At 70.7% G+C, this 16,829-nt stretch carries 13 protein-coding genes, 1 tRNA gene and 1 pseudogene; 11 read left to right on the forward strand and 4 right to left on the reverse strand.

What is annotated here, in order from left to right; all coding sequences use genetic code 11:
* The first annotated feature begins 17 nt into the window (after window positions 1-17).
* The 3 genes and pseudogenes from ABD743_RS31420 to ABD743_RS44615 form a co-directional block, all read left to right on the forward strand.
* Complete coding sequence (locus ABD743_RS31420) at window positions 18-230, forward strand: DUF4244 domain-containing protein (RefSeq protein WP_344726219.1); 213 nt, start codon at window positions 18-20, stop codon at window positions 228-230.
* Window positions 230-667, forward strand: a complete 438-nt coding sequence (locus ABD743_RS31425) for a TadE family type IV pilus minor pilin (RefSeq protein ID WP_344726221.1) — start codon at window positions 230-232, stop codon at window positions 665-667. The genes ABD743_RS31420 and ABD743_RS31425 overlap by 1 nt, the downstream gene beginning before the upstream one ends.
* A 74-nt stretch (window positions 668-741) precedes the next feature.
* Window positions 742-957 (forward strand): annotated as a pseudogene (locus ABD743_RS44615) (Rv3654c family TadE-like protein); the annotation flags it as partial.
* Between the two features lie 643 nt (window positions 958-1,600).
* On the opposite strand, the gene ABD743_RS31435 reads toward ABD743_RS44615, so the two are convergent.
* Both ABD743_RS31435 and ABD743_RS31440 read right to left on the reverse strand, forming a co-directional pair.
* A complete protein-coding gene (locus ABD743_RS31435; protein WP_344726224.1) occupies window positions 1,601-4,066 on the reverse strand; it encodes a DEAD/DEAH box helicase in 2,466 nt (821 codons plus the stop codon).
* A gap of 31 nt (window positions 4,067-4,097) precedes the next feature.
* Complete coding sequence (locus ABD743_RS31440) at window positions 4,098-5,066, reverse strand: serine hydrolase (RefSeq protein WP_344726226.1); 969 nt, start codon at window positions 5,064-5,066, stop codon at window positions 4,098-4,100.
* Between the two features lie 231 nt (window positions 5,067-5,297).
* Here ABD743_RS31440 and ABD743_RS31445 point away from each other — a divergent pair, with 231 nt between their 5' ends.
* The 5 genes from ABD743_RS31445 (at window position 5,298) to topA (ending at window position 13,438) form a co-directional block, all read left to right on the forward strand.
* Window positions 5,298-7,610 carry a sodium-translocating pyrophosphatase gene (locus ABD743_RS31445; RefSeq protein WP_344726228.1) on the forward strand — a complete coding sequence of 771 codons (2,313 nt, stop codon included), beginning with the start codon at window positions 5,298-5,300 and terminating at the stop codon, window positions 7,608-7,610.
* Window positions 7,611-7,744: 134 nt separating this feature from the next.
* Entirely contained in the window at window positions 7,745-8,299 is a 555-nt protein-coding gene (locus ABD743_RS31450) for a hypothetical protein (protein WP_344726230.1), read from the forward strand.
* Window positions 8,300-8,372: 73 nt separating this feature from the next.
* The gene (locus ABD743_RS31455) at window positions 8,373-8,966 is read left to right on the forward strand and encodes a hypothetical protein (protein WP_344726232.1); all 594 of its coding nucleotides are present in this window, start codon (window positions 8,373-8,375) and stop codon (window positions 8,964-8,966) included.
* 117 nt (window positions 8,967-9,083) lie between these two features.
* The gene (locus ABD743_RS31460; RefSeq protein WP_344726234.1) at window positions 9,084-9,689 is read left to right on the forward strand and encodes a hypothetical protein; all 606 of its coding nucleotides are present in this window, start codon (window positions 9,084-9,086) and stop codon (window positions 9,687-9,689) included.
* A gap of 917 nt (window positions 9,690-10,606) precedes the next feature.
* The gene (topA, locus tag ABD743_RS31465) at window positions 10,607-13,438 is read left to right on the forward strand and encodes a type I DNA topoisomerase (protein WP_425567009.1); all 2,832 of its coding nucleotides are present in this window, start codon (window positions 10,607-10,609) and stop codon (window positions 13,436-13,438) included.
* Between the two features lie 17 nt (window positions 13,439-13,455).
* Here the strand turns inward: topA and ABD743_RS31470 are convergent, their stop codons facing one another.
* The gene (locus ABD743_RS31470) at window positions 13,456-13,926 is read right to left on the reverse strand and encodes a GatB/YqeY domain-containing protein (RefSeq protein WP_344726236.1); all 471 of its coding nucleotides are present in this window, start codon (window positions 13,924-13,926) and stop codon (window positions 13,456-13,458) included.
* A 145-nt stretch (window positions 13,927-14,071) separates the two neighbouring features.
* Between ABD743_RS31470 and ABD743_RS31475 the strand changes: the two genes are divergently transcribed.
* From ABD743_RS31475 to ABD743_RS31485, 3 genes are all read left to right on the forward strand, one after another.
* A complete protein-coding gene (locus tag ABD743_RS31475) occupies window positions 14,072-15,013 on the forward strand; it encodes a metallophosphoesterase (protein WP_344726238.1) in 942 nt (313 codons plus the stop codon).
* Between the two features lie 24 nt (window positions 15,014-15,037).
* Window positions 15,038-15,114, forward strand: a tRNA-Pro gene (locus ABD743_RS31480).
* 218 nt (window positions 15,115-15,332) lie between these two features.
* Complete coding sequence (locus tag ABD743_RS31485; protein ID WP_344726240.1) at window positions 15,333-15,896, forward strand: hypothetical protein; 564 nt, start codon at window positions 15,333-15,335, stop codon at window positions 15,894-15,896.
* A 53-nt stretch (window positions 15,897-15,949) separates the two neighbouring features.
* On the opposite strand, the gene ABD743_RS31490 is transcribed toward ABD743_RS31485, so the two are convergent.
* Window positions 15,950-16,126 carry a hypothetical protein gene (locus tag ABD743_RS31490; protein WP_344726242.1) on the reverse strand — a complete coding sequence of 59 codons (177 nt, stop codon included), beginning with the start codon at window positions 16,124-16,126 and terminating at the stop codon, window positions 15,950-15,952.
* Window positions 16,127-16,829: the final 703 nt, after the last annotated feature.

Genomic DNA, 16,829 nt, shown 5'->3' on the forward strand with positions numbered 1-16,829 from the left:
ACCACGAAGGAGATCTGATGTCCCTGCTCACCATCCCCACACCGCTGAACACGTCCACCCGACTGCGAGCGCTCCGCCATGACGACGCCGGCATGAGCACGGTGGAGTACGCCATCGGCACGATTGCCGCCGCCGCATTCGCCGCCGTCCTCTACGCGGTGGTCAGCGGTGAGTCGATCGTCACGGCCCTCACCGAGCTCGTCGAGCGCGCGTTGTCGGTGACGTTCTGATGGTCGCCCGCACACCGGTGGCGCGCGCGGGGCACCGTTCGCCGGGCCGGCGCGAGCTCCGGTGTGCGGGCGATCGGCGATCACGATGGCAGCGGCGGGAGCAGGCGGACGCCGGCGCCGTCACCGTCGAAGCGGCTCTCGCCCTGTGCAGCCTCGCGGTGTTCCTCGCGGTCGCGGTCACGTCGGTGGTCGCGGTGGCGGCCGCGATCCGCTGCATCGACGCAGCACGCGAGATGGCCCGGCTCGCCGCTCGTGGCGAGGCCGACCGCGGTCGCGCTGTCGCCGCCGAACTCGCGCCCACCGGTGCTCGCCTGGAGCTGGTGCATCGGGACGACCTCGTCATCGCGGAGGTCTCCCACGACCTGCTGCGGCCGCTCCCCCTCCGGGTCGGCGGCCGCGCCGTCGCCGCACTCGAACCCGGGGACGTCGGGTCATGACGCCACGTCGGGTACGTCCCGCCCACGACGAGGGGATCGCCACCGTATGGGCCGCCGCGGGCGCTGCCGTGATCATGGCTGCGCTCCTGCTCGGTCTTCATCTCGGCGCCGCTGTTGCTGCCCGCCACCGGGCGGAGGCCGCAGCCGACCTGGCTGCGCTCGCCGCGGCCGGGCAGGCCGTCCACGGCGCCGGCACGGCCTGCCGACGGGCCGAGGCGATCGCACATGAGATGGGCGGCGAGGTCATCCGATGTTTGCTGTCGGGATGGGACGCCCTGGTCGAGGTCCACGTCCCGGTGCCGCTCGCGCTTTCCGGCGCCGAAGCCGTCGGCCGGGCCCGGGCGGGACCGATGGAACCCGAGCGGCCGTCGGCACCATCGCCCGCTGATCAGGGCACCGCCCACCGTCGCCGCGGCCCCGCCAGGCGCAGGCCCGGCTCTGCCGCCACCGTTGCCCGCGCTCTCCGCACTGGTAGCGCCGGGCACGAGCGGTCCCACGCCTCACGCGTCGGCTCCGGCAAATCCAGATCATGCTCGGTCGGCGTTGCGTGCACCGTTCACCCGACTCTCCCCGATGTCAACTCCATCATCCGGAAATCTGCGCGGCGAACGGTAGGCAGTATTCGACGGATGGGCAGGACGCTGTCGATCAACCCGATTCGTCCGCCTTGGCCAGCCGTCCGACGACTCGGCGCACTACCGCAACGTTCGTCGTGGCTGCCGAACCGATGGGCGACGGCCACTGGCGACACACGGGACAGGGCGCGCCTACTTGACGTGGTTCCGAACGGCCCCGGCCATCGGCACCACGAGCTCGCTCCCCAGGCTGCGGTGGGGCCGGCGCGTCCCCCCCGACGCCCACCCCGATACCGGTTCCACCGCGCTCCGGCCGTCGTCGGCCGGCCCGGCCCCCGATGTGGCCGGCCGACGGCGGCTACCTCGGCACCCGCTCCGTGTGCCGCGGGGGCGACTCGATCTCCCCTGGTCCCGGCGCCGACAGCGCGTCCAGCACCACGCTCAGCACGATCACAGCGCCCGCCTTGTCGAGCGGCACGTTCCCGTTGCCGCACTTCGGCGACTGCACGCAGGACGGGCAGCCCGTGCGGCATTCGCAGCCGCCGATGGCGTCGCGCGTGGCCGTCAGCCACGCGGCGAGCACGGCGTGCCCGCGCTCGGCGAACCCCGCTCCGCCCGGATGGCCGTCGTGCACGAACACCGTGGGGCGACCGGTCTGCGGATGCAGGGCTGTGGACATCCCCCCGATGTCCCACCGGTCGCAGATCGCGAACAGTGGGAGCAGGCCGATCGCCGCGTGCTCCGCGGCGTGCAGCGCCCCCGGGATCCGTACGGGCGGCACGCCTGCAGCGATCAGTGCGCCTTCGTCGATGTCGTACCAGACCCCACGGGTGCGGAGGGTCTGCTCGGGGAGGTCGAGGGGCACGGTCTCCAGCACGGTGCCGTCTGGGGCACGCCGTTGATAGGCCACCACCTGCGACGTCACGGTCACCTCACCGAACGACACGCGCACGTCGCCGAGGTCGCGGTGTGCGAGCACCCGCGCCACCTCCACGTCGGCCGTGGATCGGGCGTCCGTGCGCCAGTCCGGGTCGGCGGGGCACACGAGCGCCACACCGGCCTCGAGGTCGAGTTCCTCGACCAGATAGCTCTCCCCGCGGTGCAGGTACACCGCTCCGGGATGCGCGGTGGCCGGGGCCGAGGGGCCGTCCACCGTGCCGAGCATCCGGCCGGTCTCGGCCTCCACCATGGCCACCTGGCCAAGGCCGGAGCCCCGGATGTCCACCGACGCCGCGGGGCGCTCCCTCGTCGACGGCCAGAACCAGCCGGTGGGCCGGCGCCGCAGCACGCCGTCGGCCACCAACTCGTCCAGCACGGCCGCCGCCGCATCTCCCCCGAACACCTCCGACACGTCGTGCTCCGTCACAGGGAGCTCGGCCGCGGCGCACACGAGTTGGGGGCCGAGGACATAAGGGTTGAGCGGGTCGAGCACACAGCCCTCCACCGGGGCGCCGAGCAGCGCCTCCGGGTGGTGCACGAGGTAGGTGTCCATGGGGTCGTCGCGGGCCACGAGCACCACCAGCGCTTCGTCGCGGGCCCGTCCCGCGCGCCCGGACTGCTGCCAGAACGACGCCCTCGTGCCCGGGAAGCCCGCCACCACCACCGCGTCGAGGCCGGCGATGTCGACGCCCAGCTCGAGCGCGTTCGTGGTGGCCACCCCGAGCAGCTCGCCGCGCACCAGCGCCGCCTCCAGCGCCCGGCGCTCCTCGGGGAGGTAGCCACCGCGGTAGGCAGCCACTCGCTCGGCCAGCGCGGGGTCGACATCGGCGAGCAGCCGCTGCGCACCCAGCGCCGTCACCTCCGCACCGCGGCGGGAGCGCACGAAGGTGAGCGTCCGTGCGCCCTCCACCACCAGGTCGGCGAGCATGCGCGCGGCCTCGGCGCCTGCCGCCCGGCGCACCGGGGCTCCGTTCTCCCCCGTCAGCTCGGGCAGCAACGGCGGCTCCCACAGCGCGACGGTGCGCCCCGCCCCCGGCGAGCCGTCGTCGGTCACCGCCACGACGTCACGGCCGGTGAGCCGGGACGCGAAGGCAGCGGGCTCGGCCACGGTGGCGGAAGCCAGCACGAGCGTGGGGCGCGAGCCGTAGCGGGCGCAGACGCGCAGGAGACGGCGCAGGAGCAGCGCGACGTGCGAGCCGAAGACCCCGCGGTAGGTGTGGCACTCGTCCACCACCACGAACTGCAGCCTGCGCAGGAACGCCGTCCAGCGCCCGTGTTGCGGCAGGAGCGAGCGGTGCAGCATGTCCGGGTTGCTGAAGAGCCACCGGCCGTGCCGGCGCGCCCAGTCGCGTGCGTCCATCGGGGTGTCGCCGTCCAGCGGTGCCGGCCGCACGTCCGGCAGGCCGAGAGCGTCCAGCGCCCGGAGCTGGTCGGCCGCGAGTGCCTTCGTCGGCGACAGGTAGAGCGCGGTGGCGCGGGGGTCCGCGGCGAAGCGGGCGAGCACGGGCAGCTGGTAGACGAGCGACTTGCCCGATGCCGTGCCTGTGGCCACCACGACGTCCTGACCGGCGTGGGCCAGCGCTGCCCCGTCGGCCTGGTGGCTCCAGGGTGTCTGCACACCGGAGCGGCCGAATGCATCCCGCACCTCGTGCGGTACCCAACCCGGCCACTCGACGGGCCGGCCGGGCCGTGGGGGCATGTGCACGGCGTGGCGCAGCGGGCCGGCCGCATCGTCCACGTCGTGCGCTTCCGGATCCGTCGGCCGCCACAGTGGTTCGGCCCCGGCCCCTGCCAGCACTCGGCGGAGCAGGACCTCGCCGCGCCCGGGCCGCGCGCCTACCTCCGGCCCCGCGACACCCTCGGCTCGTCCGTTCCCGCCACCCACGGTGTTCGAGGTTGGCACATCGGTCCGACGGTCAGGCCGTCGCCTGCACTGCTGCGGTGGCGATTCGCGTCATCTCCTGGCGTGCTGCTTCCCAACCCGGCGCGCGGGGCACCCTGGCCAGCAGGGCCATCAGGAAGCGGCGGTCGCCGCCGACCGCACCCGTGCTGTGGATGTAGTACTTCCCGGAGAAACAACACATCCAGCCCTGTTTGGCCACTGCCCCCGGGGCATCCGGCCCGTCCACCGCCGGTGCGAGCAGTCCGAACGCCTGGTTGAACCCGTCAGCTGCCCGCGCCGGAGCGGCGTCCATGGCGGAGGCGAGCAGGTCGCGGTCGGCGGTGGGCATGTCCTCGAGCAAGTACTGCCAGGTCCGCACGGTGTCCTCGGCCGACATCGACACCTCACCCCACTGGGATGGATCCCGCGGAGCCGTGGTGCCGGTGAGCCCCACGCGGCTGCTGACCCTCCCGATGGCGCCTGCACCGTCGAAGCGGCTCCAGAGCGCGTTCATGGCGTTGTCGTCGCTGGGCCCCAGTGCCCGGTTCAGCAGTGTGATGTCGGCGTCGGCGACGGCCAGGCCGTCGAGCCGCCTGCGGTCGAGGACGTCCACGGCGACGAGCACCTTGGACAGCGATGCCGTGTAGTAGGGCTCCCCACCTCGCGCACCGAGGGCGAGCTCGTCGGTCTCGCGATCCAGCACGGCGACGGCGAGTTCCGTGGCGCTCCCTGCTGTCCCCTGCGCGGCGTCGACAGCGGCTTGGGCGAGTCCGGAGCGAGGGACGGGCGCAGCGGGTGCGGCCAGCGCCTCGACGCCGGGTATGGCAGCGCTCAGCTGACCGGACGGCCTCTCGGACGAGTCGCTGAAGGCCATTTCGCCGCTGGGCTTGGCCTCCGCATGGCGGAGCCCGCTGGCCGCGACGACGGGCACGGCGACGAGCAACGCGAGGGTGCAGGTGATGACCAGGAACTGTGTCCGGTGTGAGGGAGCGCTGACCGTCACGTGAACTTCACGATCGACACCATCGGCAAGTTCGGATCCCAACCGTAATCGACCGACTCGTGATCAGATCGTTAACCTTAGCGCGCCCCTGCCCCTCACTCGCGGGTGCCCTACGTACCACCCATAGACTGCAGAGGCCTGCACCGCTCCCACCTGCGGCGACGGGTTTCGAGACGCCAGGGGTGCCGTCTGGAGTTCCCTGGCCCGGTATTCACTGAACCAGGAGGACGGATGTCCACGTCCACCCTCGCCCAGGGCCTCGAGCTCGGAGCGAATGACCGCATCCTCGTCGGTGTGGTCGCGGTGGTCGCCCTTGCTGCCCTGGCCATCGGCTTCATCTTGCGCCGGGAGGTACTCGCCGCGGGCGAGGGCACCTCCAAGATGCAGGAGATCGGCCGAGCGGTCCAGGAAGGCGCCACGGCGTACCTCAACCGCCAGTTCCGCACGCTCGGCATATTCGTCGTGATCGTGTTCGTCCTGCTCTTCGCTCTCCCGGCGGACGATCTCGGCGAGCGCATCGGGCGATCGATCTTCTTCATCGTCGGCGCTGTGTTCTCTGCCACAATCGGCAACCTGGGCATGCGGCTCGCGACCTTCGCCAACATCCGCGTCGCTGCCGCGGCCAACGAGGAGGGCGGCCGGGAGAAGGCCACCCGCATCGCGTTCCGCACCGGTGGCGTGGTCGGCATGTTCACCGTCGGCCTCGGTCTGTTCGGGGCCGCCGTGGTCGTGATGGTGTACGCCGGCCAGGCACCGAAGGTGCTGGAAGGCTTCGGCTTCGGGGCCGCGCTGCTCGCCATGTTCATGCGTGTCGGCGGCGGCATCTTCACCAAGGCCGCCGACGTCGGTGCCGACCTGGTCGGCAAGGTCGAGCAGGGCATTCCCGAGGACGACCCGCGCAACGCCGCGACGATCGCCGACAACGTGGGCGACAACGTCGGTGACTGCGCCGGCATGGCCGCCGACCTGTTCGAGTCCTACGCCGTGATGCTCGTGGCCGCGCTGATCCTCGGCACCGCAGCTTTCGGCCTGCAGGGGCTGCTCTTCCCGCTGATCGTTCCCGCCATCGGCGTGATCACGGCGGTCGTGGGTGTCTACATCACCCGCACCCGCGAGGGCGAGAGCAGCCTGACCACCATCAACCGCAGCTTCTACATCTCCGCGGTCATCTCCGCGGTGCTGTGCGTGATCGCCGCCTACGTCTACCTGCCGGGCAGCTTCGAGGGACTGACGAACCCGACCGACACCACGGTCGTGGCCGCCATGGCGGGCAGCGACCCGCGGTTGATCGCCTCGATCGCCGTCATCATCGGCATCGTGCTGGCGGGCGTGATCCTCTGGCTCACCGGCTACTTCACCGGCACCGAGGACAAGCCGGTCAAGACCGTCGGCGAGTCGTCGCTCACCGGGCCCGCCACCGTCATCCTCGCCGGCATCTCGATCGGCTTCGAGTCGGCGGTGTACACCGCGCTGGTCATCTGCGCGGCGGTGTTCGGCGCGTTCACGCTGGCCACCGGTTCGATCACCGTTGCGCTCTTCGCGGTGGCGCTCGCCGGCACCGGCCTGCTCACCACGGTCGGCGTCATCGTCGCGATGGACACCTTCGGCCCGGTCTCGGACAACGCGCAGGGCATCGCGGAGATGTCCGGCGACGTCAAGGGCCCCGGGGTCGCCATCCTCACCGAGCTGGACGCGGTGGGCAACACGACGAAGGCCATCACCAAGGGCATCGCGATCGCCACGGCTGTGCTCGCCGCCACGGCGCTCTTCGGCTCCTACCGCGACGCCATCGCCCAGGCGCTGGTCGACGCGGGCGGCACCCTGCAGGACGCCGGCACCGCGTTCGCCTTCGAGGTCTTCTCCCCGAACACGCTCGTCGGCGTGATCATCGGTGCGTCGGTGGTGTTCATGTTCTCCGGGCTCGCGATCAACGCGGTCACCCGCGCGGCAGGCGCCATCGTCTTCGAGGTGCGTCGCCAGTTCCGGGACAACCCCGGGATCATGGAGGGCACCGTCCGCCCGGAGTACGGCCGCGTCGTGGACATCTGCACGCGCGACTCGCTGCGCGAGCTGGCCACCCCCGGCCTGCTGGCGATCTTCGCCCCGATCGCCGTCGGCTTCGGCCTCGGCGTCGGCCCGCTGGCCGGTTACCTGGCCGGTGCCATCGCTGCCGGCACGTTGATGGCGGTCTTCCTCGCCAACTCCGGTGGCGCGTGGGACAACGCGAAGAAGCTGGTGGAGGACGGAAACCACGGCGGTAAGGGATCGTCCGCCCACGAGGCCACCATCATCGGTGACACGGTCGGCGACCCGTTCAAGGACACCGCGGGTCCGTCGATCAACCCGTTGATCAAGGTGATGAACCTGGTCTCGGTGCTGATCGCCCCGGCGGTCGTGACGTTCTCCGTCGGCCCGTCGGCCTCGGCCCCGCTGCGGATCGCCATCGCGCTCGTGGCGGTCGCAATCATCGTGGCTGCGGTCGTCGTCTCGAAGCGGCGTTCCACCTCGATCGCCGACACCCCGGCAGCCAGCTCGGTCGGCTGACCGCTCATCCCTGTCCGGAGGCCGTTCACCCGTTCGGGTGGGCGGCCTCCGGCCGTTCTGAGGCCTACCAGTACCTTCCCCCGCGAATCGACGCGCGCCGCGCGTCATGATGCGCACCGCTGCGGGAGGACCGAATGAGTACTCGCAGGCTCACCTACACGCTCGCCTCGGCGTTCGTTCTCCTCGTCGTGACAGGGTGCGGCACCGGGGGTGACAGCGACGCCGAGGCGGTGGCCTGGACGAACCAGGTGTGCGGTGCACTGTCCGGCTTCGCCCGGGCGGCCACGACCCAGCCGCAAGTGAACGGGGCCGACCCCGTCGCGACCGTTCGCGGGCTCGGCGACTACTTCACCGCCACGGGCACCGCGGTGCAGGGCTCCATCACCGCACTCGACGCGATCGGCCCATCGCCGGTGACAGGCGGTGACGAGTACGTCGCCCGGCTCAAGGGAGCCCTGACCCAGATCCGCACCGGTTTCGACGCGGCGCGCGGACAGCTCACCACCGTCGACACGTCCAGCGTCCAGACCATGTCGGTCGCCCTGCCGACGGCGCTCGCGCCGCTGCAGGAGCTACGGAACATGGCCGACCCCACTGCCGGACTGCAGGCCAACGACGAGCTGAAGGCCGCCGCCGCCAAGGCTGCGAACTGCCAGCAAGTCCGCTCGACGACGTCACCTGCTCGCTGACCGGCCTGTCGCGGATTACTGCCCTCCAACGCGGCACACTGACCGCCCACATCACCTTCGATCCAGGAGCAGCATGTCAACCACACCGCGTCCGGCACTGCTCCTTCCGGCGCTCGCCGCTTTAGTGGTGGGCATCGCGGGCTGCACGTCGGCCGTCTCGGGCACGGCCGCCCCGGCCGGACAGTCCCCTGCGACCGCCGCGGGAGATCCCGTGCAGTGGGTGGACGGCGTCTGCGGGGCTCTCCTGCCCTTCGTCAAGACGGCAGGCACGCCACCGCAGCTCAACACCGCGTCCGATCCCACAGCGCTCGCGAAGGGCATCAGCGAATACCTGGGGCAGGGCGCGACCGCGGCCGACTCGGCGATCAACGGGATAGCGGCCGTAGGCCCCTCCCCGGTGGCGGGCGGGGACGACGTCATCACCCGGCTGACCAAGACCCTGACCACGTTCCGGACCTCCTTCCAGGACGCCAAGACCCAGGTGGACGCGGTCGACACCAGCAACCCACAGTCGCTGCGCACCGAGCTGCCGAAGGCCGTCGCGCCGCTGGAGCAGCTGGCGAACATGCCGGACCCCACGGTCGATCTGCAGACCAGCCCCGAGCTGGAGCGGGCGAGTGCACAGGCACCGAACTGCCAGCAGGTCGAACGCCAGACCGGAGGCTGACGCGGCGGACCGACGCCGACCCGGGGCGGGCGCCGCGGGTCGGCCGGACCTCCATGATCAGCGCCGGAAGGGCCCGGGCACACTGACGCCGACCTTCCACCGATCCGGAGCCGGCGCATGACTCGCTCGACCCGCCCCGCCCTGACGGCCGTCGCCGCGCTCGTCGCCGCCGCCGTCCTCGCCGGTTGCACGACCACGGTCGTCGGCAACCCTGGCGTCGACCCTGCCCCGACCCCGACCGAGGGCCCCGGCAGCGATCCGGTGGCCTGGGCCGACCGCCTCTGCGGGGCCGTCATGAGCTTCGCGGTGCCGGCCACGACGCCGCCCGCCATCGCACCGGGGGCCGACCTGCCCACCGTCAAGGGCGCTGTCAGCGACTACCTCGGCACGGTCCTCAACGGAGTGCAGCAGGGCCGCGCCCAGCTCGGGTCGATCGGCCGCTCCCCGGTGCAGGGCGGCAACGACGCCGTGGGCCGGGCACAGAGTGCGCTGGAGTTCCTCGAGCAGGACTTCACCGGAGCCAAGACCGCGGTGGACGCTGCCGACGCGAACAATCCCGAGTCCGTCATGACCGCGCTCAACCAGGCCCAGTCGACCTTCGACGCGATCACGCCCCCGAACCCGCTGGCAGACCTGAGCGCCACCCCCCGGCTGCAGAAGGCCGCCGAGCGGGCCGCGCAGTGCCAGCAGCTCTCCGCGCTGTCGGCCACCGCCCCGCGCTGACCGGCACGCACGTCGACGCCTGAGAGTGCCGATCTTCGGCGCGCCCTGGCCATAACGCTCGAACGCGTGTTCTACTGTGCGCTCGTGTCGCAGCTGTCGCTGTTCTCCGCCGATGCCCGTCCTCCGCGGGTGAGCGACCTCGCCGGGCTGCTGTGCGGTCCGGGACAGATCGTCAGGTTCGGAGCGGGCGATCAGGCCCGGCTCTCGATCGTGCTGCCCGATGCGGCCAGAGCACCGGCGCTCGCGGCAGCGTGCGCCGCCACAGGCATCCGGATGGAGGCTGTACGAACAGAGAGCGGCGCCACCGCGTTACGCTCGGCGTTCCGCTGCGATCTGGTGGGGTTGGCACGGGCGTGGACACACGGGGCGGTCAAAACGGTCCCGGTGGGATGGCAATTGGACGGGCCGGCGTTACGACTGTGGGCTCTGGCCGCAGGCCGGCCCGACGAGCGGGGCGGTTACCTGCTCGGGCTCGACCCGCACGCCCCTGAAACACACCTACCTCTGGTGGCCGCTGCCACCAGAGCAGGAATATCACCCGCGAGGGTGGGTAACGGGCAGGCGCTGCGGATAAGCGGCACCCGACGGGTCCAACGGCTCGTCGAGCTCGTCGGTCCGGTTCCGGCCAGGGCCGACACCGCTGACTGGCCCCGATGCTGGGGCAGGGCTGCGTCTTGACGAGCTGGTTACGCTCGCGCGGCGCAGGCCGACACGGTGTCGCAGGCGCTCCGCCGGGCGACGCTCGGTGTGATGAGGGCGACACGCTAGGTGGGCGGGTGAAGTCTAGGTTCCGGTACTGCCGGAACGGGAGACCCGCATACTCGGTGTCCGGGCACTCCCGCGCATGGGGCGCGGAAACCCAGCAGGACGGCTGGTGCGCGGCGCCGAAACGGCCGTAGACGATGGAGTAGGACCAGGTGGCAACCGGAACGACGAGTGCGAAGCCCGCGACCCCGAGGGGCACGGGCAGCCGGAAGGCTGCCGCGAAGGCCGCCCCGGGTCGGCCCAACGGCACAGCTGCGGTCACCGCCAACGGGCGACCGCCACGCCGACTCGTCATCGTCGAGTCCGGGACGAAAGCGAAGAAGATCCAGCAGTACCTCGGCAACGACTACATCGTCGAGGCTTCCGTCGGGCACATCCGCGACCTTCCGCGCGGCGCCTCCGACGTCCCCGCCAAGTACAAGGGCGAGGCATGGGCGCGGCTCGGGGTGGACGTCGACAACCAGTTCGCGCCGCTCTACATCATCACGCCCGAGAAGAAGAGCAAGGTCGCCGAGCTCAAGGACGCTCTGAAGTCGGTCGACGAGGTCCTGCTCGCAACGGACCCCGACCGTGAGGGCGAGGCCATCGCCTGGCACCTGCTCGACACGCTCAAGCCGCGCATCCCGGTGCGCCGGATGGTGTTCCACGAGATCAGCGAGCCTGCCATCCGTGCCGCCATCGAGAACCTGCGCGATCTCGACCACGACCTCGTCGACGCGCAGGAGACCCGCCGCATCCTCGACCGGCTCTACGGCTACGAGGTCTCCCCCGTTCTGTGGAAGAAGGTCATGCCGAAGCTCTCGGCGGGCCGGGTGCAGTCGGTGGCCACGCGGATCATCGTGCAGCGCGAGCGCGAGCGCATGGCGTTCGTGTCGGCGTCGTACTGGGACATCGCCGCGCAGCTCGACGCCGGTGCCGAGGCGAGCCCCCGGCAGTTCCCCGCGCGCCTGGTCTCGATCGACGGCACCCGGGTGGCCACCGGGCGCGACTTCGGCCCCGACGGCCGTCTCAAGACCGCGGACAGCCCCCGGGAGAGCGCCCGCGTCCTCGACGAGGCGAGCGCCCGCCGGCTGGCCGAGGCGCTTCAGGGCCGCGGTCTCACCGTCGAGTCCGTCGAGTCGAAGCCGTACACCCGCAGGCCGTACCCCCCGTTCATGACGTCCACGCTGCAGCAGGAGGCCGGCCGGAAGCTGCGCTTCTCCGCCGACCGCACGATGCGCAGCGCACAACGGCTCTACGAGAACGGCTACATCACCTATCTGCGTACCGACTCCACCACGCTGTCGGAGTCGGCGATCCAGGCCGCCCGCACCCAGGCCCGCGACCTGTACGGCGACGCCTACGTCCCGGCCCAGCCGCGGCAGTACACGCGCAAGGTGAAGAACGCGCAGGAGGCCCACGAGGCGATCCGGCCCGCAGGCGACACGTTCCGCACCCCCGGCGAGATCGCCCGTGAGGTCGACGGCGACGACTTCCGGCTCTACGAGCTGATCTGGCAGCGCACGGTGGCCTCGCAGATGGCCGACGCCCGTGGCACCACGGTGAGCGTACGCATCGGCGGCACCGCGGCCACCGGCGAGGCGGTCACGTTCGCCGCGTCCGGGCGCACGATCACCTTCCCCGGGTTCCTCAAGGCCTACGTCGAGACCGTGGACGACCAGGCCGGTGGCATGGCCGACGACGCCGAGTCGCGGCTGCCGGAGCTCACGCAGGGCCAGGCGTTGACCGCCGCTCAGCTGACCCCCGAGGGGCACTCGACCAACCCGCCGTCCCGGTTCACCGAGCCGAGCCTGATCAAGACGCTCGAGGACCTCGGGATCGGCCGCCCGTCCACCTACGCGTCGATCATCAAGACGATCCAGGACCGCGGGTACGTGTGGAAGAAGGGCCAGGCGCTCGTCCCGTCGTGGATCGCGTTCGCGGTGGTCGGCTTGCTCGAGCACCACTTCGGGCGGCTGGTCGACTACGACTTCACCGCCGCGATGGAAGACGAGCTCGACTCGATCGCCGCCGGGCTCCAGGGCCGCACCGACTGGCTCTCGGGCTTCTACTTCGGCGCGGACCAGGGCAGCACGGGATCGGTGGCACGGGCCGGCGGTCTGAAGAAGCTCGTCGGGATCAACCTCGAGGAGATCGACGCCCGGGAGATCAACTCGGTCCCGGTGTTCGACGACGTCGTGGTGCGCGTCGGCCGCTACGGCCCGTATCTCGAACGCATGCGCGACGGGCAGTCGCAGCGGGCCAACCTGCCCGACGACCTCGCGCCCGACGAGCTCACCCCCGAGGTCGCCGAGCAGCTGTTCTCGGTGCCGCAGGAGGGCCGTTCCCTAGGCGTCGACCCGACCACCGGGCACGAGATCGTCGCGAAGGAGGGCCGCTACGGGCCCTACGTCACGGAGATCCTCCCCGAGCCGATCGCTCCGGAGGCCACCGCCAACGGCACCAAGAAGAAGGCGCCCGCCAAGCCCAAGCCGCGCACCGGATCGCTGTTCAAGGACATGTCGACCGAGACCGTCACGCTGGAGGACGCGCTGCGTCTGCTCTCGCTGCCGCGGCTGGTCGGCACCGACCCTGAGAGCGGCGCCGAGATCACCGCGCAGAACGGGCGCTACGGGCCGTACCTGAAGCGGGGCACCGACTCACGGTCGCTGGCCAACGAGGAGCAGCTGTTCACCGTCACGCTCGACGAGGCGCTGGAGATCTACAAGCAGCCCAAACAGCGCGGCCGCCGCACCGCCGCGGCCACCCCGCCGCTGCGTGAGCTCGGCGCGGACAAGGCCACCGGCAAGCCGATGGTGATCAAGGACGGGCGGTTCGGCCCGTACGTCACCGATGGCGAGACCAACGCCTCGCTGCGCAAGGGCGACAGCGTGGAGGAGATCAGCGACGAGCGTGCCTCCGAGCTGCTGGCCGAACGCCGGGCGCGCGGGCCGGCACCGAAGAAGCGCACCACGACCACACGGAAGAAGGCTCCCGCCAAGTAGGCCGGGAGCACCGCCCCTCAGGGAACGAGCAGGGCCTTCACCGCGGCGGCCACCCGGCCACCCTCGGCACGGCCGGCGGCGGCCGCGGTGGCCTTCTTCATGACCTGCCCCATCTGCCGCGGTCCGGGCTGCTCGCCGAGCTCAGCGGCGGTCTCCTCCACCGCTGTGCGCGCGATGGCGGCGAGCTCGTCGTCGGACAGCTGGGCCGGGAGGTAGCGGGCCAGCACCTCGCCCTCGGCGCGCTCCTGGGCGGCCAGCTCTTCGCGGCCGGCGGCGGCGAACGCCTCCGCCGACTCGGCGCGCTTCTTCGCCTCCTTGGTGATCACCTTGATGATCTCGGCGTCGTCGAGCTCGCGGGCCTTCGTGCCGGCGACCTCCGCGTTGCCGATCGCCGTCAGCGTCATCCGCAGGGTGGCCTTCACCAGCTCGTCGCGAGCCTTCATGGCGGCGGTCAGGTCGGTCCGCAGCTGCTCCTTCAAGGTGCTCACGGCGCTGCACGCTAATGCATGTCCGCCTGCGTGTCCGCGTACATACCCGGCCCCGCGCCGCCGCGATCGGGGGTGCGGAGTCAAGGAATCGTCACCGAAATAGTGGGGATCGCGGAGGAACCAGCATTCGCCGTACCCTGGCCGAGTGAACAGCTGGGCTCGGATCGCTCTCGGCGCCACCACAACGGGAGCGGCGACGCTCGCGTACGCGGCGGGGATCGAGCGCCGGAGATGGACGCTTCGAGAGGCCACGCTGCCGGTCCTGGCGGAGGGTGCACGCCCGATTCGCGTCCTGCACGTGTCCGACCTGCACCTCACCCCGCGGCAGCACAGCAAGCAGCGCTGGGTGGCCGAGCTCGTCGCCCTGGAGCCCGACCTCGTCGTGAACACCGGCGACAACCTGGCTCACCCTCGCGCCGTGCCCGCTGTCGTCGCCGCCCTCGGGCCGCTGATGCAGTACCCGGGCGTGTTCGTCTTCGGCAGCAACGACTACTTCGGGCCCACCCCGAAGAACCCGGCCCGCTACCTGGTGAAGAGCAAGCGACGCCATCACGGCGCCCCGCTGCCGTGGCGTGACCTGCGGGCCGCGATGGTCGAGCGGGGCTGGGCCGACGCCACCCACGCACAGGTGAGCCTCACCGCCGGGGACGTCACGATCGCCGCCGCCGGTGTCGACGACCCCCACCTCGGGCTGGACCGCTACGACCGCATCGCCGGCCGCCCCACTCGCCAGGCGGACCTGCGGCTGGGCCTCACCCACTCACCGGAGCCACGCGTCCTCGACCGGTTCGCGGGCGACGGCTACGACCTCGTGCTCGCCGGCCACACCCACGGCGGGCAGCTGCGCGTGCCGGGTGTCGGCGCGCTCGTCACCAACTGCGGGATCGACCGTTCCCGCGCTCGCGGTGTCTCCCGGTGGGGCGCCCACACGTGGCTGCACGTCTCCGCAGGTCTGGGCACCTCGCCGTTCGCGCCCGTGCGGTTCGCCTGCCCGCCGGAGGCCAGCTTGCTGACGCTCGTGCCGCGCGCGTCGGTGGTCGCGTCGGCGCGGGCAACCCGCGCGTCAGCGCCCGCAGACGTCGGCTAGAGTTGGTCACGGCCCACGGGCCACCGGGGTGTGGCGCAGCTTGGTAGCGCGCTTCGTTCGGGACGAAGAGGTCGCAGGTTCAAATCCTGTCACCCCGACCAGATAGCACCAGGTCAGGGCCGGTTCTCCGCGAGGGAGAGCCGGCCCCGACCTCGTCTCGGACCCAGCTTGGGAGAATTCTGGGAGACGATCTCGCTCCGGACGGATGGCCTGCCCATCTCCAGACGTTCCGGGCTCATCGACCTGACGCTTTGGCCCAAGCGGGACACACGGCGCGGCGATCGCCAGAATGGTGGACTTCTACGACTCAAGGGGTTCCATGACAGAAACGCCGACCGAGGACGGGTCCCGACCGCCCTCGAACAACGGCATGAAAGGCACAGTGGAGTTCCTCGGCGTGATCACCGCAATCATCGGGATTCTCGCCTGGCTGGGAATAGCGAACTGGCAAGAACTCAAGGACTGGGCCAACGATCGTGGCCATTCGTCCAGTTCCACCACGACGCCGACCCCGCCAACCTCTAGGGCACAGGTCAGTGAGGAAGTCAAAGAGTCGACTGTCGGACGCCGCGACGTAGCCCTACCGAAGACCAAGACCGTAGATCGTGGCTGCGATGCGGCCCTCGCTACGTTAGAAGTCTTCGACGCAGTGCCCTTCCCCGAAGCGCTCAGCGACTTCACCAGCCACGCTAGGGCATACGCCGATGCTCTCGACCGGGCCGCTGACCAGTCCGACGACCGCGAAGTGGTCAGCGCGGTCATCGCACTCGCCATCGACTGGCGCCTCTTAGCGACATACCTCGACAATAACGACTTCGATTCCGCCCAAGCACTTACGAACAAACTAGTTGACGATGCCATCGCGGTCCGCGCCGCCTGTTAGAGGTGACCTTGCTGTCCTCCGACCCGGCGGTGTTGGTGGTCCAGATGGAGGGCTTACGCCCGCTCCTGTAGCAGGGCGTCGAGCACTACGACGGGTGATCGAGTGCTCATCTCGCGGCGGGCCGCCAGGGAGGACTCCCACTGCTCGGTCAGGCCGTGCATGAGCCGTCGGCGCATCTCGGACGTGACGTGGGAACAGCGCCCCTGCACGGTGCCGTCTGCGTGTCCCATCCGCTCGTCCATGAGCGGCGGCGGTGTTCCGAGCTCCTGCATCCACCAGGGCGGGGCTCTGCCGTCCCGACGACTTCGGCCCACCGCATGCCCGTGCTGTCGGCTACTGCATCCCCGCCGCGCCGACTGGGTCACGAAGCAGCAGGGCGTTCCACGACCTGCGGATGGCGATGATCATCGCGTACATCACTCCGTAATTGCACGGAGGTTTGCACAGGAAGGGGGACGTGGCAGATGAGCAGTACTCTCCTCGACGTTGCCTACGGATACCTACAGATCGGGCCGTTGTCTGCCCTGTCGTCCCCGGATCGTCCGGCGAACGATCCGCTCGAGTTTGCGTCTGTCCACAACAGCGTCATCTACGTTCAAGTTGGCACACACACTGGCCAGGTCGAACTTGATGTAACCGTTGTGCGGGACCTCCAGGAAAGGAGCTTCGGGTCAGCCGCGTGGGAGGAACTCTTGTACCCGGTCGAAGAGAGGGAGCTTCGGGCTACCTCCTTCCATGGGCTCAACGAATCGTTCCGGCTTTTCCTTCCGCAAGAATGGGTCGTTGCGCGAGTTCGGATTGTTTCGGAGCGTTATTCCGAGGCAGCTGAGCGTAGCGTGACTGGACAACAGGTTGATCCGTTGGAGCATGTCCGGGTCGAGTTCGCTCCCGGATCTGAATGACATTCTCCGTATGCGCGCCGCGGATGTGGCC

Origin of the sequence: Pseudonocardia yunnanensis (genome assembly GCF_039534065.1) — a bacterium.
In the GTDB taxonomy this organism is placed as follows: Bacteria; Actinomycetota; Actinomycetes; order Mycobacteriales; family Pseudonocardiaceae; genus Pseudonocardia; species Pseudonocardia yunnanensis.

Coding starts and splice junctions, on each gene's coding strand:
- ABD743_RS31420 (WP_344726219.1), top strand. CDS start 18: ATGTCCCTGCTCACCATCCCCACACCGCTGAACACGTCCACCCGACTG.
- ABD743_RS31425 (WP_344726221.1), top strand. CDS start 230: ATGGTCGCCCGCACACCGGTGGCGCGCGCGGGGCACCGTTCGCCGGGC.
- ABD743_RS31445 (WP_344726228.1), top strand. CDS start 5,298: ATGTCCACGTCCACCCTCGCCCAGGGCCTCGAGCTCGGAGCGAATGAC.
- ABD743_RS31450 (WP_344726230.1), top strand. CDS start 7,745: ATGAGTACTCGCAGGCTCACCTACACGCTCGCCTCGGCGTTCGTTCTC.
- ABD743_RS31455 (WP_344726232.1), top strand. CDS start 8,373: ATGTCAACCACACCGCGTCCGGCACTGCTCCTTCCGGCGCTCGCCGCT.
- ABD743_RS31460 (WP_344726234.1), top strand. CDS start 9,084: ATGACTCGCTCGACCCGCCCCGCCCTGACGGCCGTCGCCGCGCTCGTC.
- ABD743_RS31485 (WP_344726240.1), top strand. CDS start 15,333: ATGACAGAAACGCCGACCGAGGACGGGTCCCGACCGCCCTCGAACAAC.
- ABD743_RS31490 (WP_344726242.1), bottom strand. CDS start 16,126: ATGGGACACGCAGACGGCACCGTGCAGGGGCGCTGTTCCCACGTCACG.